Source organism: Actinokineospora baliensis, assembly GCF_016907695.1.
Taxonomy (GTDB): domain Bacteria; phylum Actinomycetota; class Actinomycetes; order Mycobacteriales; family Pseudonocardiaceae; genus Actinokineospora; species Actinokineospora baliensis.
Window position 1 is genome coordinate 4,659,345 of sequence record NZ_JAFBCK010000001.1, and the last position, 18,330, is coordinate 4,677,674.

21 protein-coding genes and 1 pseudogene are annotated in these 18,330 nt (G+C 69.2%); 9 read left to right on the plus strand and 13 right to left on the minus strand.

Features of this window, described 5'->3' with window-relative positions:
• Positions 1-13 precede the first annotated feature (13 nt).
• Together JOD54_RS21315 and JOD54_RS21320 are read right to left on the minus strand one after the other, a co-directional pair.
• Positions 14-595: a dihydrofolate reductase family protein gene (locus JOD54_RS21315; protein WP_204452409.1), complete on the minus strand. Its 582-nt coding sequence runs from the start codon at positions 593-595 to the stop codon at positions 14-16.
• Positions 534-1,781 (minus strand): ATP-binding protein, encoded by a 1,248-nt coding sequence (locus JOD54_RS21320; RefSeq protein ID WP_204452411.1) that lies wholly within the window; start codon positions 1,779-1,781, stop codon positions 534-536. Before JOD54_RS21320 ends, JOD54_RS21315 begins: the two co-directional genes overlap by 62 nt.
• Positions 1,782-1,919: 138 nt before the next feature.
• Here JOD54_RS21320 and JOD54_RS21325 point away from each other — a divergent pair, with 138 nt between their 5' ends.
• From JOD54_RS21325 to JOD54_RS21340, 4 genes and pseudogenes are all read left to right on the plus strand, one after another.
• Positions 1,920-2,618: an RNA polymerase sigma factor gene (locus JOD54_RS21325; protein WP_204452413.1), complete on the plus strand. Its 699-nt coding sequence runs from the start codon at positions 1,920-1,922 to the stop codon at positions 2,616-2,618.
• 113 nt (positions 2,619-2,731) lie between these two features.
• Positions 2,732-3,298 (plus strand): annotated as a pseudogene (locus tag JOD54_RS21330) (RNA polymerase sigma factor); the annotation flags it as partial.
• Positions 3,299-3,551: 253 nt separating this feature from the next.
• On the plus strand, positions 3,552-4,109 hold the full coding sequence (locus JOD54_RS21335; protein WP_204452417.1) for a TetR/AcrR family transcriptional regulator: 558 nt from the start codon (positions 3,552-3,554) through the stop codon (positions 4,107-4,109).
• A gap of 11 nt (positions 4,110-4,120) precedes the next feature.
• Positions 4,121-4,408, plus strand: a complete 288-nt coding sequence (locus tag JOD54_RS21340) for a YciI family protein (protein ID WP_204452419.1) — start codon at positions 4,121-4,123, stop codon at positions 4,406-4,408.
• A gap of 18 nt (positions 4,409-4,426) precedes the next feature.
• Here the strand turns inward: JOD54_RS21340 and JOD54_RS21345 are convergent, their stop codons facing one another.
• The 3 genes from JOD54_RS21345 to JOD54_RS21355 form a co-directional block, all read right to left on the minus strand.
• Positions 4,427-4,732, minus strand: coding sequence for a hypothetical protein (locus JOD54_RS21345; protein WP_204452421.1), 306 nt, complete (start codon positions 4,730-4,732; stop codon positions 4,427-4,429).
• Between the two features lie 201 nt (positions 4,733-4,933).
• Positions 4,934-5,089, minus strand: coding sequence for a hypothetical protein (locus JOD54_RS21350; protein ID WP_204452423.1), 156 nt, complete (start codon positions 5,087-5,089; stop codon positions 4,934-4,936).
• Positions 5,090-5,099: 10 nt separating this feature from the next.
• Positions 5,100-5,345, minus strand: a complete 246-nt coding sequence (locus JOD54_RS21355) for a DUF2795 domain-containing protein (RefSeq protein ID WP_204452426.1) — start codon at positions 5,343-5,345, stop codon at positions 5,100-5,102.
• Between the two features lie 188 nt (positions 5,346-5,533).
• Between JOD54_RS21355 and JOD54_RS21360 the strand changes: the two genes are divergently transcribed.
• Genes JOD54_RS21360 through JOD54_RS21370 form a run of 3 tightly spaced genes read left to right on the plus strand, consistent with a single transcriptional unit; the run spans position 5,534 to position 6,755 of the window.
• The gene (locus JOD54_RS21360; RefSeq protein ID WP_204452428.1) at positions 5,534-6,001 is read left to right on the plus strand and encodes a hypothetical protein; all 468 of its coding nucleotides are present in this window, start codon (positions 5,534-5,536) and stop codon (positions 5,999-6,001) included.
• On the plus strand, positions 5,998-6,387 hold the full coding sequence (locus tag JOD54_RS21365; protein ID WP_204452430.1) for an SPW repeat domain-containing protein: 390 nt from the start codon (positions 5,998-6,000) through the stop codon (positions 6,385-6,387). Before JOD54_RS21360 ends, JOD54_RS21365 begins: the two co-directional genes overlap by 4 nt.
• Complete coding sequence (locus JOD54_RS21370) at positions 6,384-6,755, plus strand: hypothetical protein (RefSeq protein ID WP_204452432.1); 372 nt, start codon at positions 6,384-6,386, stop codon at positions 6,753-6,755. The genes JOD54_RS21365 and JOD54_RS21370 overlap by 4 nt, the downstream gene beginning before the upstream one ends.
• Here the strand turns inward: JOD54_RS21370 and JOD54_RS21375 are convergent.
• The 4 genes from JOD54_RS21375 to JOD54_RS21390 form a co-directional block, all read right to left on the minus strand.
• A complete protein-coding gene (locus JOD54_RS21375; protein ID WP_204452434.1) occupies positions 6,706-8,109 on the minus strand; it encodes a sensor histidine kinase in 1,404 nt (467 codons plus the stop codon). The two genes, JOD54_RS21370 and JOD54_RS21375, sit on opposite strands and share 50 nt — an antisense overlap.
• Positions 8,078-8,794, minus strand: coding sequence for a response regulator (locus JOD54_RS21380; protein ID WP_204452437.1), 717 nt, complete (start codon positions 8,792-8,794; stop codon positions 8,078-8,080). Before JOD54_RS21380 ends, JOD54_RS21375 begins: the two co-directional genes overlap by 32 nt.
• Positions 8,795-8,964: 170 nt before the next feature.
• A complete protein-coding gene (locus tag JOD54_RS21385; protein WP_204452439.1) occupies positions 8,965-9,924 on the minus strand; it encodes a universal stress protein in 960 nt (319 codons plus the stop codon).
• Between the two features lie 80 nt (positions 9,925-10,004).
• Positions 10,005-10,781 carry an NsdA family TPR-like regulatory protein gene (locus JOD54_RS21390; RefSeq protein ID WP_504739771.1) on the minus strand — a complete coding sequence of 259 codons (777 nt, stop codon included), beginning with the start codon at positions 10,779-10,781 and terminating at the stop codon, positions 10,005-10,007.
• 506 nt (positions 10,782-11,287) lie between these two features.
• Between JOD54_RS21390 and JOD54_RS21395 the strand changes: the two genes are divergently transcribed.
• The gene (locus tag JOD54_RS21395; protein WP_204452443.1) at positions 11,288-12,037 is read left to right on the plus strand and encodes a TIGR04222 domain-containing membrane protein; all 750 of its coding nucleotides are present in this window, start codon (positions 11,288-11,290) and stop codon (positions 12,035-12,037) included.
• A 15-nt stretch (positions 12,038-12,052) separates the two neighbouring features.
• Here the strand turns inward: JOD54_RS21395 and JOD54_RS21400 are convergent, their stop codons facing one another.
• A complete protein-coding gene (locus JOD54_RS21400) occupies positions 12,053-12,490 on the minus strand; it encodes a GNAT family N-acetyltransferase (RefSeq protein WP_204452445.1) in 438 nt (145 codons plus the stop codon).
• Positions 12,491-12,575: 85 nt separating this feature from the next.
• Positions 12,576-14,192 (minus strand): hypothetical protein, encoded by a 1,617-nt coding sequence (locus JOD54_RS21405; RefSeq protein ID WP_204452447.1) that lies wholly within the window; start codon positions 14,190-14,192, stop codon positions 12,576-12,578.
• A 263-nt stretch (positions 14,193-14,455) separates the two neighbouring features.
• Here JOD54_RS21405 and JOD54_RS21410 point away from each other — a divergent pair, with 263 nt between their 5' ends.
• Entirely contained in the window at positions 14,456-16,555 is a 2,100-nt protein-coding gene (locus JOD54_RS21410; protein ID WP_204452449.1) for a M6 family metalloprotease domain-containing protein, read from the plus strand.
• Between the two features lie 37 nt (positions 16,556-16,592).
• Here JOD54_RS21410 and JOD54_RS21415 read toward each other — a convergent pair whose 3' ends face one another.
• Positions 16,593-17,171, minus strand: a complete 579-nt coding sequence (locus tag JOD54_RS21415) for a DUF8817 family protein (RefSeq protein WP_204452451.1) — start codon at positions 17,169-17,171, stop codon at positions 16,593-16,595.
• Positions 17,172-17,308: 137 nt separating this feature from the next.
• The gene (locus JOD54_RS21420; RefSeq protein WP_239573458.1) at positions 17,309-18,271 is read right to left on the minus strand and encodes a CE1 family esterase; all 963 of its coding nucleotides are present in this window, start codon (positions 18,269-18,271) and stop codon (positions 17,309-17,311) included.
• Between the last annotated feature and the right edge of the window lie 59 nt (positions 18,272-18,330).

The window sequence follows — 18,330 nt, forward strand, 5'->3', positions numbered from 1 at the left end:
GGGCAAGGTTCGATCAGCGGCGGACCTGAAAGCGCAGGTGGAGCACCCGGTTGCCCTGAACCAGCACATCAGGGTCTTCCAGCAGGTGCTGCGCGTCGACCGACCCGAAGAAGCGCTTGCCGGACCCGAATACCACCGGAATGACATCCATGCGCACCTCGTCCACCAGACCCGCGGCGAGCACCTGACCGCCGACGTCGCCCGCGGAGACCTCGACGATGCGGTCGCCCGCGAGCTCCTGCGCCTTGACCACGGCCGCCTCGACACCGTCAACGAAGTGGAATGGCGCCGCGGTGTCCCATCCCTCGGGAGCTGGCCGGTGCGTCACGACGACCACGTTGTCGATCCCGCCCGGCGGGGTCCCGCCCCAGCCGTCGGTCAGGTCGAAGACGTGGCGGCCGACGACGGTCACCCCGATCTGGTCCCAGTACGGCCGGATGCAGTCGAACGACGTCTGCGACACCTTCAATTCGCCGCTGTCGTCCAACGGCACGTCGCCGTTGGACAACCAGTCGAACAACGGCCCGGGCTGGTCATTCGCGTCCGCGATGAAGCCGTCCACCGACACCGAGCTGTACAGGACCACCTTGCCCACAGGACTCTCCTCTGCTTGGGGATGCGCCCATCCTGGCCTGCCGTGAGTCGTCGCGCTTGTAGAAGATCAATCGGCGAGCGGCGGTATGGAGGTGGGTCGAGGTCAGGCCGGGGACCGCGCGGGTGAGGATGTGGGCGCGGATCAGCGGGTGCAGGCTCCAACGGTCCAGGCCGGTGGACTGCAGCAGGTGGGCGTGCCGCAGGCTGCGGAGGTCGACTCTGACCTGGTCGACGGTGTGGTTGGCCAGATGGGCGGCGGTTTCGGTCGAGATCTCGGGTTCGGGGACCAGGCAGAGCAGGCGCAGGAGTCGCGCTTGTTCGGGGGAGTGGCGGAGTAGGCGTTGCCACGATTGATCGAACACCGGCGCCAGAGCTCTCTCGCCCGCGGTGTATCCCTCGACGCCGGGAGCGGCGAGTAGTTGGCGGGCCAGTTCGTGCGCGGGTAAGCCGGGTTCGTCGGAGAGTAGGGCGGCGGCGATGTGCAGGGCGAGTGGGAGCCCTGCACAGACGCTGGCGAGTTCGTTGGTTGCTTGGGCACCCGTGATCTGGGAGAGCAGGGTGCGGGATGCCGTGGGGTCGAGGACCGGAAGTTCCAGACGCCGGGAGTGGGGCAGGTCTGGGGTCTCCCGGGTGGTCACCAGGGTTCGGTGGGGTCCCCGGCGGGGCAGCAGGTCACGCGCCTGGACCCCGGTCACCACGTTGTCGAGCACTAGCAACACCGCCCGCCCGCGGTCGGCCAAGTCATCAAGGACCCGGCCGAAGTCCCCGCCCTGCTCACCGATCGCCCGCACCAGCGGCCCGGCTGTCACCGGCTCCCCGTCCCCGGGCAGATCGACCCAGATCACACCACCGGGAAACCACTCCTGCGCCGACGCCGCCACACGGCGTGCGAGTGCGGTCTTGCCCACCCCGCCCATTCCGGCGATCACCGAGACGCGCCCGCCCGCGTCCGGAGCCAGATCAGCCAACACGCGGGCCACCTCGGCGCGCCTACCGACGAAAACCTCCCCGGCGATCTCGTTCTCCTGAAACCGGCGCGCCACAGGCGTTTGGGTCCGACCGGGGTGGAAGACGGCGTGACCGATGTGCCCGACCTGGGTCAGGTGCCCGGACAACTCGCTGGCGCAGTTGACAGTGTGGTGGTGTTCGGCCCCACGGAAGGCGAGCGGGTCCATGCTTCGACTCATGTCGAACTTGTAGATCCGCGGCGGCTGATGTCTTTGCCCGCAAGACGTCCGCGCCGCGTCGACCTATGACCACCCCGTGGGCCAACCAAACGAACACCCCGGGTGCGGACCAGATCGCGCACCGGAGAGGGGGCACCCTTGACAGGAACCGAACCGGAGGTGTCGCTCGACGACACCCAATCCGACTGCCGCCGCGAGGCCGACGCCGAACTGTGCGCCGTACTGGCCGCAGAGCGGTTCAGCGGCCCACTCTGGGAGCATTACGCCGAAGAACTCGCCAGGTACGGCTGCGCGGTGCTGTCGGCTTGGCTGCGCACGGGACTGATCGCAGCGGCATGCCGCAGGCACGGGCGACCGGTCGCACTGCCCACCGACTGGACCGCCGACGACCAGTGGGAGATCGTCCTGGAAGCGGTGGCCAACGGGTTGGCGACGTTCCGCCTCTCACTGCTGGACGGCCGGTGGTCGGCCACCGCCGGGGCGTCGTTGCGCACCTACTTCGCCGGGAGTTGCGTGCGGGCCTTCCCGAACGTGCTGCGGGCGTGGACCCGGGAGCGACAACGGTGGATCCAGGCCGAACGCGTCTGGGCCTGGGCTGATCGGGACGTGCCGGTAGAGGCCTTCGCCGAGACCGACGCCGTGCACGAGCTCGAGGCGATGCTGGCTGACAGCCCGGAACGCACGAAGGCGGTGATGCGCTTGAGCTTCGAGGGGTACGCGGTTGCAGAGATAGCCGAAACGTTGGCGATGACCCCCGCGGCCGTCAGCGCTGTCCTGCACCGGAGTCGGACCAAGGCCCGCGAGGCCGGTCTGCTGGCAGCGCGGAGCAGCCGATGAACAACCGGGAGCACCCCATCGACTACGTGTCCTTCACCAACCTGATCGAGCGTTCCTCTCTGGGCACCGACGGCGCGCGGGACCTGCGTTCCCGCACCACCACCGGCGCCGCGCTGCGCGCGACGACCTCGGCGGAGCGCCACTTCCACCGGGCCGACTCGTCGCGACCGTGGCTGGGACTGGAAGGTACGGCGCGGCACGAGGCGTGCGTTGACGCTGCGAAGAGCGGTGTCCGAGGCGCGTTGGACGTTCTCGTCGCTGAGCTGACTCCGTTGACGTGGCACATCGCGCGCGGCCATGGCCTCAACCGGGAATCCGCCGAGGCGGTTGTCCAAGCCGTGTGGTTGACGCTGCTACGCCACATCAAGGATGTCCAGGACTCGCGCGCGGTTGTCGGTTGGTTGATCACCACCACGCGCCGGGAGGCAACCCGCTACCGACGTGAGCACCCCGACACCTGGGCCGAGGAACCCACGACACTCTCGCCTCTGGCCGACCGGGACAGCAGGCTGTGGCACGCGTTCCACCAGCTCCCGACACGGTGCCAGGAACTGCTGCGCCTCACCGTGCTCGCGGGCCGGACCGAGTACGCCGCCGTCGCCGAGGTCCTCAACATCCCCCAAGGGGAAGTCGGACCCACCCGCGGCCGATGCCTGGCCAGGCTGCGGGAACTGTACGCCGAATCCGACCCCGCCGCGCCTGTCGCGCAACCCACCCTGTTCTCGGCCCTGAGCACCACGCTCGACGACGCTGACCCAATACCCGGCCACCTGATCCCGCACCTGACCGGCTGACCCACCCGCGCTCTCGTCCGGCGGACTCCACCGGGCGACAGCGCGGGTCCAGGATCGCGGTGGTTCGGTGTCGACATTTGCCACAGCTAGGACAACTGTCCTACTATCGGGATGTGTCACAGTGGACCGGAGGTGTTGTGTGGACACGAGGGAGCGGATCGTCGACACCGCGGATCGGCTGTTCTACGAGCAGGGGTACGCGCACACGTCGTTCGCGTCGATCGCGATGGCGGTCGGTATCTCGCGCGGCAACTTCTACCACCACTTCAAGACCAAGGACGACATCCTCGCCGAGGTCATCAAGGTTCGCCTGGCCCGCACTCGCGACATGGTGGCGGGCTGGGCCGCGGACGAGACCAACCCGCTGGACCGCATCCGCCGGTTCGTCGAGATCGTCCTCGTCAACCGCACCGACATCGAGAACTACGGCTGTCCGGTCGGGACGCTCACCGCCGAACTCGCCAAACTCGACCACCCCGCCCGTGAGCACGCCGTCGCCGTGTTCGGCGTCTTTCGCGACTGGCTCCGCGAACAGTTCGAGGCACTGGGCCAACCCGATGCCGACGGCTTGGCGTTGCACGTCCTGACCTTCAGTCAAGGCGTTGCCGCCCTGTCCAACGCCTTCCACGACCGCGCGCATGTCGATCGTGAAGTCGCCCGCATGTCCCGTTGGCTGGCGCAGTTCACGCCACAATAGAAGGAATCCCCGTGTACGTCATCCTGCTTCGTCTCTCCGACAACAAGTCCCAGGCGCCCCAACACATGGCGGCCCACCAAGACTGGATCCGCCAAGGCTTCGACGACGGCGTCTTCCTCCTCGTCGGTGGACTCCGCTCAGGCGAAGGCGGCACCGTGCTCGCCACAGGTGTCACGGTTGACCAGGTCCAGTCCCGCGTCGCCGAGGATCCCTTTGTGGCCCACGGTGTGGTCACCCCCGAGATCATCGCCATCGACCCGGCTCGCACTGATCCCCGCCTTGCCTTCCTCGCCACCTGACCAGGCGTCTCATCTCCATCACGCCTCCCGTGCTTCCCCGCCGAGGTGACCACCGAGTGGGGTGAGGTGCGACCAGACCTCGGTCAACGCGGCGAAGCGCAGCTCGGGGAGCCGGTTGAGGGCGGCGAAGACCTCCCGTCGGGCGGCGCAGCCGAGTGCCGCGTTGAGCAGGTCCGACTTGGTGGCGGCGCCGCGGAGGAACGCGTCGCCCACGCAGTCGCGCAGCTCCGCGAAGGTCGGTTCCACCCACACCGCCGCGTGGTCGTGGCCGGGTGTGCGTTGGGTCGGCAGGTGGGTGGGGAGTTCGCCGAGGATGTTGTGCACCTGTTCCTCCGCTGATTGGCGTCAAGGTCAGCGCTATCCTCGATATGCGGTGTTGCGCTTGCCCACGACACCGGTTTGCGATCGTGTGACGATCAAGGGACCGGGATCACGCGCCGGGAATGGTGTGAGCAGGCGGATGAGTTCTTGGCCGAGTCGGTCCGTTGTTCGACGGCTGCTACGTCCGCACAGCCTCGCCCAAGGTCAGGGACGTGCGCCGAACGCCAGCACCGGCTCGACTTCGAGGGCTGCGACCTCCTCATCCGCCTGCCACGACACGATGTCTATCGGATGGCCGGGGACCGGCGCCAGGCCCGGCGAGGCCGATCGGGCTATCGTCATCAACTCGTCAAACTCCACGTTGGCCGCGCTACTTCGTCTTGGCCTGAACGCCCGGGATCGTGGCCAGGCACGCCCAGGCGTCCCTGGCCGACTTGAACTTGCGTTGCGGGAGCAGGCTCAGCGCGGCGAGGACCTCGGGGGAAGCGCGCCGGAACCTGGCTGCCGCGAGGAGGTCCGAAGTGGACGCGGGCAGCCCGGTGAACGCGGCTTGCACGGCCGTGCTGAACTCCGCGCGGTCGAGGTCGATGCTGACGAACGGTTGGCTGATCTCCATGCGTCCCCTCCGCTCGGGCAGGCGGGCAGCGCCACCAGGCCGTTCTACCGCCCGCCCACCACGCCCGCCATCCGTTCCCCGCTGCTCGCGCGTTTCGTCATGAACTCGTCAAGTCCGGTCCGCGTCGTCACACGATCGCATAACAAGCGCTTCGCCCAGCTCAACAGTGCGCGGTCACGATGGTGGTCATGTCCGGTAAGACGATCCACGCGGCCCTGGCCAGGGAAGCGCTCCTGCTCCGGCCGCGGACCGAACCCGACGAGATCCGGGGCCTGTGGCCGCTGGTGGTGGTCGCCGTCGAGGACGAGCACGAGGTGGCCCTCGCCGTGGAGCACCGGTTGTGCGCCGACGAGACCGCTGTGGTGCTCCTCGACGGGGAGGGCCACTGGTCGGTCCTCGGCGACGGCCCGCTGCTGGGACTGCGCATCGCCATTCCCAGCGCGGACGAGGTGGTGAAGATCGTCGTCCCCGCCGCCCCGCTGCGCGACGAACTCGGCCTGCTGGCGGCCGGACCGACGGTGGGCCTGACCACCGTGAGCCGCGCCCGCGCGCTGCGTGACGGCGTCGACACCCGGACCGCCCTGCGGTCGCTGGTCCTGGTCCGCAGCCGCCCGGCGCCGGAACTGGCCGCGCTCGCGTACGCGGTGGCGTCATGACCGCGCCCAGGACCCGGACCCGACCGTTGGGACCGCAGCTGACCGGTGTGGTCAGCGGCGTGGTGCTCTCGGTCGGGTGCTGGCTGGTGCTCCAGTCCGGGAACGCCGACTACGGCACGGTGTCCGGGTTCGACGCTCCGTGGAACGACCGCATCGCCGGGGTGCTCGCGGTAGGTCTGGGGGTCGCGCGCGCTTCGCGCCGGGTCACGCTCACCGTGGCGACGTCGGCCGGGCTGGCTCTCGGGTGTTGGCTGCTGCTCTCACCGCTGATGGTCGACTACGGCTTCGGCGTCGACTCCTTCCAGGCCACCGGGACCACCGTTCTCGCCGGAGCCCTCGTCGCGGGGCTGAGCGTCGTGGACCACCTCCGAGAAACGGACAGATGACCTACGGCCGCCCCAGTGCCACCCCCGCCGCCTCGGCCAGCGCGCTCGCATTCCTGTTCGGGCTCTGGTTGATCACGGCTCCGCTGATCCCGGTACCAGGCGCTGTCGCCACCGCGGTCAGTGACTCGGTGGCAGGCTCGGTGATCGTGCTGTTGTCGTTGGTGCGGTTCGCGTTCCCCCGCTCGTGGCCGTGGCTCAGCCTCTTGGCGGCCATCGCCGGTCTGTGGATTCTCCTGTCGCGGGCGTGGTGGGCAGCTGAGCCCGTGGTGACGGTCACCGGGGTCCTGTGTGGTCTTGCGGTTCTCCTGCTCTCCGCGGCTAGTGCGACGCTGACGTTGCGCTTGGACCGACCGGTAGGACGACGGTGAACCTGGCTCCGCCCTCGGCTCCGGGGCCGCAGGTGACCGTGCCGCGGTGGGCGTGCACGGTCTCGGCCACCAGGGCGAGCCCGAGGCCGGTGCCCGCGGTGGAGCCCCTGCTCGCGCGCCCGGTGGCAAACCGCTCGAAGACCCGCTCGCGGTCCTCCTCGGCGACGCCCGGCCCGTGGTCGTCGACCTCGACGACCACCGCGTCCCCGGCGGCGTGGACCCGGACGGCGGTGAGCCCGCCCGCGTGGCGGTCGGCGTTGTCGACGAGGTTGCCGAACGCGCGGACCAAAGCGAGCTTGCGGCCGGGAACGACCCCCTCGGTATCGGCGGTCAGCAGCTCGTCCGGGTAGCCCCGCGAAGAGAGCACGTGCCGCACCAGCTCGGTCAGCGACAGCGGCTCGAAGTCGTCGTGGTGCAGGCCCGCCTCGGCGCGGGCGAGGTCGAGCAGGTCGTCGAGCATCCGGCGCAGGTGGTCCAGCTCCGAGGCGACCAGGGCGAGTGCTCGACGGGGGCGTTCGGGCAGTTCGTCGGCGTGCCTGGTCATGACCTCGACGCTGGTGACCAGGGTGGTCAGCGGAGTGCGCAGCTCGTGGCTGACGTCGCCGACGAAGCGCTGCTCGCGGGCGATGCGCTGGCGCAGCGAGTCGACCATGGTGTTGAACGAGGTCACGATCGGTTCCAGGTCGGCGTCGCCGTCCTGGGGCAGGCGGGACTCCAGATTGCCCTCGACGATGCTCGCCGCCGTGCTCGCCAGCGGCTTGAGCGGGCGCAGCGCCCGTCTACTGGCCCAGGCGCCCAGCAGCGCGGCGCCGACGGTCGCGGCGGCCGCACACGCGGCGAGGACGACGCCCAGGGTGCGGATGGTTGACCGCAGCTCGATCACCGGCGCGTACTCGTAGAACGCGCCCCCGCCGCGCAGCGGGATGCCGACGACCAGGTACGGGGTGTCACGGATGGTCATCGGCGCCACTCCGGGTGAGCCCGCGGTGACCTCGGTGCGGACCTGGTCGGGCGGCAGGTCCGCTGGCGCGCTGTCCCCGTTGCTCACCCACTCGCCGTCCCAGTACAGCAGCACGCGGGCGCTCGCAGGCGGGTCGAGGGCGGTGAGCGCGGCCTCCGGCGTCATGCCCGCGGCGAGGTGGCGGCCGATGGTGTCGGCATCCCCGCTCGCGATCCGCTGGGCAGAGCGTTCACGCTGGTCGGTGAGGTACCCGCGGCTGATGGTGAACACCGACACCGCGAGCAACACCGACACCAGGGCAGCGCCGACCGCGAAGCTCAGCATCACCCGACCGCGCAGGCCGAGTCGGCGCCCGGTGGGCCTAGCGGACATCGAGGCGGTAGCCGAGCCCACGCACCGTCACCACGGTCCGGGGGTTCGACGCGTCCTGCTCGACCTTGGTGCGCAACCGTCGCACGTGGACGTCGACAATGCGCTCGTCACCGAAGAAACCCCGGTCCCACACCCGCTCCAGCAACGCCTGCCTGCTCAACACCCGACCCGGCACGCTCGCCAACTCGCACAGCAACCGGAACTCCGTCAGCGTCAGGTGCACCACCCGCTCACCCCGACGCACCTGCCCCGCCGCCTCGGCCAGCACCAACGGCTCGCCGAGCTCGGAATCGAGCACCACCTCCGCGGGCACGTCGGCGGGCTGCCCGGCGGTCGCCCGCCTGCGCAGCGCGCGCAACCTGGCGGTGATCTCCTTGATCTGGAACGGCTTCGTGACGTAGTCGTCGGCCCCCGCCTCCAGCGCCGCCACCACGTCGTGGGTGTCGACCCGGGCGCTGACCACGACGATCGGCACGTCGCTGTGCTGGCGGACGCCGCGGATGCAGCTGAACCCGTCCATCCCGCCGAGCATCAGGTCCACGATCATCATGTCCGGCGCCCCGGACCGCGACAGCGAGTCCAGCGCGTCCTCCGCGCTGGGCGCCTCCGCGACCCGGTAGCCCTCGTCCTCCAGCGCCAGCCGCAACGACTGGCGCACCCGGTCGTCGTCCTCCACGATCAACACCGACAGGCTCACCCCGGCCATGCTGCCAGGGGAATCGCCACGGGGCCGGTCGACCACGCGCCCGTCACACGATCGCAAAGCCTCAGACCGGGCCCCGCCCCGCCCGAGCCGCCGTCACCCCGAGTGCCCGCGCTCGAGCCCCGGCTCGGCCGAGGTCTCGGCGGAGATGCGGTCCTACTCGTGCCGCTGGTTCATCCTCGATCTTCTTCCTCCGGCTCCTCGTGGCCGGTGACGATGGCGACCGGGCACGGCGCGCGGTGGGCGACCGCCTGGCTCACCGAGCCCAGCACGAGCCTGGTCGCCGCGCCCCGACCATGCCCGCCGACCACGAGCAACAACGCCCCGGTCGCCGCCTCCACCAGCGCGTCGGCTGGCCGGTCGACCTCGTGGACGACCTCGACCGGCACATCCGGATAGAGGGGAGCCACCGCGCCAACCCGGTCGTCGATCATCCGCCGCGCGGCCTCCGACGGCCGGTCGTCACCCATCCCGGAGAACAGGGACACCACGAGGTGATCGAGCGGGCGATCCGACCACGCGTGCACGGCCACCAGCCTCGCGCCGTGCTCCGCCGCGTGCCGGAACCCGAACTCCAACGCCCGCCTGCTCTCCGGCGACCCGTCGACACCCACCACCACATGACCCCCGGTGGCCTCAGCCGGACCACGCACCACCACGACCGGGGTGCGCGCCGCACCGAGCACCCCGGACGTGGTCGACCCCAGCACCGCGCTCACGACCGCCCCGTGCCGAGAACTGCCGACGACCAGCATGTGCGCCGAGTTCGCCGTCGCCCACGCGCTCAACCGCAACGCGGGCGGACCGTCGTCGAGCACGGTGTGCACATCGACACCGGGACCGGCCGCACGGGCGCGCCGCGCGGACGCGGCCAGGGACTCACCCGCAGCGTGGCGCAACACCTCGTTGTCGAACCCGAAGTCGGTGGTCACCATCACCGGATAGCCGCTGACCGGCCACGAGGTCTCCACCACCCGCACCAGGACCACAGGCCACCGGTGCCGCGCCGCCTCAGCCACCGCCCAGTCGACAGCGGCATCCGACGCCTCCGACCCGTCCACGCCCACCACCACGGCGGCGGGCACCTGGTCGGGAGCGAGGGACACGACCTCGGTGGAATCGATTTCAGCCATACCGGGGACATACCCGTCCACCGCCAGGACAAGCGCCTTCCGGTGTTGCGGTTGGTTGACGACCGGCAAATGTTGGTGACTCAGATGGAACCGCGTTGGACGAGCAGTTCGCGGACGTGAGCGGTTCCCGGGATCGAGCCCAGTCGCACGGTGATGTCAGCAGCACTGCGATCAATCCGTGTCGAGTGCACACCTTCAGCGATACCCGCGAACTCGGTCCACGCGCCCACAGCGCCGTCGACATCGCCGCGGCGGAATCGGATACCGCCAAGGTCGGCCAAGACCATGGCCCGAGTGCGGCGGCGGTCGAGGCCGAGGGAGAGCGCTTGGCCGATGTGTTCCTCGGCGGCGACCATGTCTCCCATGCGGGCGTGGACCAGTGCCGCTTCGTGGGCCCATCGGCCTGGACTGTAGTGACCAGCCCAGCTGCTACCCGGTGTGGTCGCCGCGCGGTCCATGGCGCTTTCGGCCACTGACAGTCGGGCACGGGCGGTCGCGAAGTCGCTGTCTGCTGCCGCCGCACGCGCGTGAGTGGTGGCGTAGTAGGCCCGCGCCTTCGGCTCGTCGAGATGGCGTCCTGTGTGGTCGGCTGCATCGGCGAAGCAAAGCGCCGTACCCGTGTAGCCGAGGTCGAGGGCTTGGTCGGCGAGTCCGCGAAGTGAGGTAGCGGCCACTTCCTGTGCGCCTGCCTCAGTCGCCAAGCAGTAGCTGTGGAGATAGTACCGTTGCGCGATGCCGTTCTCGCCTGCGTCACGCGCCATCCACCCGGCTAGGTGCACCAAATTCTGCGGTCGCGGTAACCAGTGCACGCCCGGTGGCCTCGGTGTAGGTACCCTCCAACCAGCGCCCGACGTCATCGACCAGGTAGCGCACAACCAGGTGGCGCGCGTGCGCGCCTCCTAGTTCCGACGCGGCGTCCCCCAGGGCCGTGGTCATCGTGCGGATCGCTGCGACCTCTCCGGCACCCACCCGAATACCCCTGTGCGAGCTACTCGGCGCGTGATCGCTTGCAGGTCAACAGGCGCGAACGCAGCAGCCGCTACGCTCGCCGCAGCCGACGTGAGGAACATGCGACGGTCCACGTCCGCGCCTCCTAGCTTTATCACCGACTCCACGGCATCCCTGCCGGGCATCCCGTCATCGACGCCCACTCCTGCACGAGTGTGCCAGCCCGCGGCCTCGACATACGCTTGTCAGCACGTCCGCCAGTCGACATCGGATCCCCGGCATCGGTGCCTGACCAGGAGCGGCAGGGGGCAGCAGCCTGCCACGCCATGGGAAGCGAACCCGTCTCAATCGTGGTGGGCGTGGAACTTGTGCGGGTGCCGCGACGTCCCCAGGTGTGAGGGAGAAGGGGGGCTCGGTGGCGACTTCGCGGGTGGGTTTGGTGGGTGGGTTGCGGTTGGAGGAACTGGGGTTGCTCAGCGGCGGCCCGGGGCGGGCGGCTGAGGTGGCGATCGTCGCGATGCTGGACGCCAGAGTGCTGCGGATGTCGCGTGGGGGCACGGTTACCGCGATCAGCGGGCCCACCGAGGAGTGGAGCTCGTTGGAGCGCAGTCTGCGCCGATCGACGCCGCGGACGTTGGGGAGTTTGGTTCGTGCGGGGGCCGAGAGCAAGCCGATCGCGAGACTGCGAGAGGGGCTGGTCGAGCGCGGTTACCTGCGGTCTGCGCAGGCACGGCGCAAGGCGCGGCGAATGCGGTGGCTGGTGCTCGCGGTGGCCTCCGCGGCGTTCGGGGGCATGCTGTTCACCGAGTTGTCCTCGGAGGTGGCCTCCGTGGTCCTCATCGCGGGGTTCGTAGTGGCAGCGATCGTCCGGCGGGGTGAACTGCCGCTGACTTCCGCAGGTCGGGCGGCGGTACGGGAGCCGCGGACATCGGCGATCACATCGAAGCAGCGGCTCCCGCTGGTCGCCTCGCTCGGACTGAACGGGACGATCCAAGGGCAGCCTGTGTGGCAGGCTCTGGGCTTGGACCCAGCTGCGGCGTCGACGTTGGAGCCGCGGCCCAAGAACTCCTCGGACAGCTCGGGTGGGTGCGGGAGTTGCTCGGGTTCATCCGGCGACAGCGGCGACTCGTCCTGCGGCGGCGGGTGTGGTGGCGGCGGTGACTGACGACTTCCGCTGATGTCAGAGATAGTGCCGGTAGCCACGCGCTGAACGCGCGAAGCCGTGCTTCTCGTAGAACAGGTGCGCGTCCGCACGCTTGCTGTTGGTCAAGAGTTGGACCTTGTAGCAACCTTGCTCGGCCGCCCTCGCCAACGCCGCTTCCAGCAACGCCGATGCGATGCCTCGACGGCGGTACTCCGTTCGCACCACGACGTTCTCGATGAGCATGAACGGTCGTGCGCCGCGGGTCAGGTTCGGCACGACGATCGTGTCGAGTGTGCCGACCAGGTCCGGTCCCGCCTCCGCGAGGAACACCGCCCTGCCCGCCTGGGTGACGGCCGCGTTCCAGGCGGCGCTCAACCGGGCGGGATCCGGACGATCATCGTCGGGTGCCAGCATCCACAGAAGATCGAACAGGCGCTCGGGATCGTCTTCCACCCCGGCGACCCGGATGCGCATCCCCTCGGGTACAGCCACTTCAGACCTCCACAGCCACGAGTAGGAGTCGGGTACGGCCACCCGTGGTGGCCGTACCCGACAGCGATCAGCGGCTGACCAGAGGTGCGAACGCCGCGTGGACGTCCGCGTCGGTCGGCACGACCTTCTCCTTCACGTCGCCCACAGTCTTCGTGTTGAGGAACTCCGGGCAGGTCGCGCCGCCGATCTCCAGTGTGGTGTCGGACAGCACCCGGCCGCTGCTCAGTTCGATGGCGCGCACCGGGACCGCGATGCGGTGGAAGGACACCGTGCTGCGCCTGCGGAGCCCGCCGATCTCGATGTAGGGGCAGCTCTTCGCGACCGAGCCCTCACCGGATGGGCCCACGCACAGGACGACGGTGGCGTTAGCGACGTCATCCACGACCCAACCGGCAGGCAGGCGCGTGGTGAACTCGCTCGACCCTGCGACGTACGCGCGACCCGGCGGCGCGTGCGGCGGCGCTGCCGTGTACGGGGGAGCGGCGTCGCAGTAGCGGGGCCTGCCGGTCGAGGTACCCAGCGCGGACCGAACGGCCGCCAGTTCGATCGCCCACTGGGCCTTCTGCGCGCCTTCCTTGGCGCGCGGCGTGAGTTCGTGGTTCGGGTACATCGCGACCAGCGACTTGTACCTGGTGAGGGCTGCCTGGAACGACTGCCGCGCCAAAGAACCGTCGGCGCATGACAGCAGCGCCTTCGGCTGCAGGCCGGGCACAACGTCGGCGGCGCGGCCCAGCAGGTCGCCTTCAGGCCGGTTGTCGCGCAGCCACTGGGTGACGTCGGCGACCTCGCAGTCATCGCGCTTGGGCAGCTCGGCGAGGAAGTCGTCCAGCACGTGGCGGACCACGTTGTCGTACGTCGATTCGTCCTTCAGAAGTGCCGCTAGACCTTTGAACCCCTGCTCCAGCGAGGCACTTCTACCGCTGAGCCCGGTCTTGAGCGCCGCGGCGGACACAGCGAGCCGCTGGCACGTCGCCGTGGCGTGCTCGCCACGCGCGACGAGCGGCGGGTCGGCGAGTCGGTGCGCGAAAGTCAGCCGCGCCACTTCGGCGACAGACTTGTCGCAGTCCCCACCATCGCGGGCGGCGTGGCTGTCGGACTCGATGCCAGCGGCGTCAAGGCGCACGAGCGTCACGACGACCAGTACCGGCAGCACCGCGGCGATGCCGATCACGCGCTGCCGCCGCGGACTCGGCACCTGGCCGCTCTTGGCCGCGAGCGACCAGCCATGCCAGGCCAGGGCGCCTGCCCACAGCACGAGCACCAGGTGGAAGAGCACGTTGCGGACCACGAGCGCGGAGATCAGCAGGTAGCCGATCGTGACCAGGAACGCGAGGACAGCGAGCCAACGCCTGCGCAGCAGGAGATAGCCGATGCCCAGCAGAGAGGCGTTGCCGAGCGCGGCGGCGAGCGGATCGACGGCGGGCGGCGGGACGGGCTCCGGCTGCGGTTCATGGACCGGTGCCGGGGCGAGCGGAACGTCTCCGCCGGTCTCCGAATCGGTACCCACGGGGGATAGCACCGGGATAGGTCCGGTGTCGGGCTCGAAAGGCGCCGCGGCAGGCTGCGGGGTGGGGTCGGCGTCTGACTCCGACTCCTCCGAACGGTGCTCAGAGCCGAGAGCAGGCTCGTCACCCACCTCCTGCGGTCTCTCGTCGTGCGGCTCCCGCGGCGTGGTCTCGTCCACAGTCCTCCCCTTCACAGCGGGCCCCTTTCGGGCCACAGCGCCCCACATAGTGGCGGGACGGGCCGTTCGCGCGGACCGCATTCGCACAGTCGTGACCAAACGTCGAGCAACCGGACCACTCCACCCGTCCTGGGCCGCAGGCATAACAGAACGGGCGGCGCGGGCCATATACCTGGTGGTCATCGAGATTTCTGTTAACTGGCAACGGTTTCCCGGCCTGTCCGGATCATTAGCATGAGGTGCACCGACACATCGGAGGCGGCATGTACCTCACCCGGGTCCGCAGGCGTCCGCTACTCCTGATCGGCGCGCTGTTATCCGCTGCCGCGCTGCTCTCGGGGACGGTCACCGCGACCGCGGCTCCACCCGACCAGCCCGAGCACCCTTGGCAGTACGACCACTGGCCGCGCCAGCAGCCGTGGCAGCAGGAACGGGACGGGGCGCGGGTCGCGGGGGCCGACGGGCTGCCCGGGCCGATCGACCCGCAGAACTGGGTCAACCCCGACCACATGACGTGGGAGCAGGACTACCGGAAGATCCCTGGCACGAACTGGGCCGATCCGGCGGTCAAGGGATCGAAGCGCACGGTCAAGGGCGCGCTGGTCCTGTTGGACTACCGCAACCAGCCCTTCGTCGTGACCCAGCCCGCGCGTTCGACCGTGTTCGGCAACCCCAGCAGCGAGGCGCACGACGTCCCGCGCGCCCAGGTCGCCCAGTTCTACCAGGACTTCCTCAACAAACCCGGGGCGCTCAACCGCGGTCACACCGTGCACGAGTACTGGATGGAGAACTCCGGCGGGCGCTTCGGGGTGGACCTGAAGGCGTTCGGCCCGTACACGATGCCGGGCAAGGACCACGAGTACGGCATGGAGTTCCAGTCGGGCACCGGCTGCCCGGCGGGGGACCGGTGTACCCGCGACTTGCGCACCGACGGCCGCGCCGCCTGGGTCGCCGCGGCCGGGTCGCAGGTCCCGGCCGGGTTCGACTTCATCTACTACCTGTCCGCGGGCCAGGACGAATCCAGCACGTGGCAGGAGTTCGGGCCGATCAAGTTCGCCACCAAGGCGGACGTGCCCAGGGCGTTCGGCTCACCCGACCCGGCACTGCCGAACTCGGCGCGCACCCGGTACGTGGACTGGACGTCGTGGGCGTCCGCGTCGACGTTGTGGCCCAACGCGGTCACCGGTTCGTCTACGCAGGCGGAGAGTTCGGGGCAGGGCGTGTTCGCGCACGAGCTGACCCACATCCTCGGTATCGGCGACAACTACGGGAACCCGTTCGGGAGCCCGCAGCGCCGGGACTACTCGGGGATCTGGGACATGCTCTCCCGCGGCGCGTTCAACGGCCCCGGCGGCCCGCACTCCCGCTGGGTCATCCCGGCCACCGCCGGTGCGTCGATGGGATCGCAGCACACGTTGCGCAACAAGCTGAAACTCGGGTTCGTCGACGAGGTCAACGTCCTGCGCCTGTCTCGGGACGCGCTGGCCCAGTCCGGCGTGGTGATCGCCAGGGTGACCACGCGTGAGGTGCGACCGGGTACGACTGGGCTCTCCGGCATCAACATCGTGCTCGACCGGGGCGACCTGTCCGCCAGGTGCGACATCCGCACCAACCCGTACTGCGACGGCGGCGGCTACCAGAACTACACCGTCGAGGTCGTCGACCGGATGGGCTCGGACTCCTTCACCCCAGACTCCGGCGTCCTGCTCGCCAAGACCAAGAACACCGACGACGCCCCGTTCACCTGGGTGATCGACGCCAACCCACAAGACATCGGCATGACCGACTACGTCCTACCAGACGGCCGCAAGGTCCCCATCACCCTCGGCGACTACCGCCAACTGTCCGATGCGCTGCTGCACGCGGGCACGGGATCAGGCAGTGAGTACGAGTACATCGACCAGGCCAACCGCCTGCACTTCTACATCCTCGACATCAAGCGCGACGACAAGGGAATCCTGTCCTACACCGTCGCCATCCGCTCCCTCAGCGGCGCAGGCCCGCAAAAGCGCGGCGTGCAGATACAACCCACCTCCGCCCACACCGCCCCGGACGGCGTTGCGACCTGCGTGTTCCCTCTATCCAACACCGGCACCGCCTCAAGGCCCGCCGGACAACACCCAGAAGACGTCACCGCCTACCTCAACGCCGACGTCTACCGCCTCACGGCCAAGGCCGACCGCCCAGAGTGGACGGTCGCCCTGCCCAACGCACTGGCCACGGCACAGTTCGGCCAGAGTGTGCAGGTCCCGGTGCACATCAAGCGCGACAGCGGATCCGGACCAGCGAAGGTAACTCTGACCGCCACCTCGGAGAGCAACCCAACCGCCACCACAACCACCACCTGCACCATCGACGGCTGACCAGGTCCTGGGGCGGGCCTCTCAGCCCGCCCCAGGGCTAAACCCCCTTGATCCTCTCGACGAGCTCGTCGCGGAACTCCTGCGCCGCCTGAAACTCCGGTTCGTCCCCGGTCGCCCGCTTCAACGCGCCTTCAAGGATCTTCAGCCCCTGACGTTCATCACCACGCGCATCGGCCTGCCTCGCAGCGTTCTCCATGGCCTTGGCGAGCACCGTCCGCGCCTCGGGTTCCTTGACAGCCTTGTTGATCCGGATCCAGTTCCCACCCGGATCCACGACACTGAACCCGGTGTACCGGTCGTTGCGCACCCGCGGCCGAGTCATGCGCGGGATGCCGGAGACAAGCAGTTTCCCGTGCACGGCCCGCATCCCCGCCGCGAAAGCCTCAAACAGCTCACTGGTGTCCTCCACTATGACCAGGCACGTGCTGTACGACTGCGCCGGGTCGTAGCCCTCCATCCCGAAGAAGTGCAGATTGATGTCCTCCCGCCGCACCGCGACATACGGATTCGGCCGCGTCTGTCGATGGGTGACCTCGAAGCCGAGCATCTCGTAGAACGCCGCGATCTCGTCAATGGAAGGACAGGGCAGGAGCGGAATCGTCAGTTCGTTCGCCACCGCCCGAAGCTAAGCCAGACCCCGACGAAACGACACGGAGCTCTTTGCTCATGCGAACGACCCTCGGGTCGGTGCTGAAGATCGCAGCATGACGCCGAGCTGCCGGGACGTGGACCACCCCGGCAGCTCGGCCCAGGTCAGGAGTTGATCTGCACGTTGAGCGGGTGGGCCAGGAAGAACGCCCAGATCACCTGGGTCGCCCCGATGTCGTCGGTCTCAGGGCCCGGGCCGCTGTCCACGGGCGCGTCCGGCCAGGTGTGCCCGCCGCCGATGACCTTGTAGTGGGTGACCTCGGTGGTTCCCTGGCAGGAGCCCCACGCGTACTTGATGACGCCGGAGTTGATCTGAGTGGTCACCGGTGTAGGCGCGCAGCCGTCGTGGGTCGCGCGGTCCTTCGACCATTGCCAGATCGACGGCAGCGCGCCACCGTTGTTGTTGGGTTCGCCGTCGTAGTCGGCGATCGGGTCGGAAGAGCCGTGGAAGTCGATGACCGGAGCGGGCCCGCTCTCCGCGCAGCCGTCCTTCGTCCCGTCGTACAGCGCCCCCGCGACGACGCCGAACGCCGCGATCCGCAGCGGCATCTGGCAGGCGAGCAGCGCGGCGAACCCACCCCCGTTGGACTTGCCCACCGCGTAGATCCCCTTCGGGTCGACGCACAGTGTGGCCTGCAGGTGGTCCAGGAGATCGGCGACGAACTGCACATCACTGGTCCCGGCGGCGTACGGCGCGCCCTGCCACGCGGTCTTGTTGTCGGCCCCGATCAGCCCGATCGGGTACACGGCGATCGCATCGAGCGCATCGATCTCGGAGAACCCCTCGATGTCGTACCCGGTGCCGTTGCGGCCGTGGAAGGCCAACACCAGCGGCTTCTTCTGGTGCACCTGGTAGTTCTGCGGGACGTGGATCAGGTAGGTCCTCGACTGGTACCCCGACGTGATGCTCTGGGACTCGGTTTGTCCCTTCTGTACCGAAATGGTAGAAAGATCGCATCCGGCGGAAGGGATAGCTGAATTGTTCACCGGTGTTGCGGAAGCGTTCTGTGGCAACACAACCACCGCGGCCAAGGACAGTGCAGCAACGACGAGCTTGCTCGCTCTCATGTACACCCCTGAGTAAGTGGACCCGCGACTGGTCGCCGCGAGCAACACACTTCACGCAC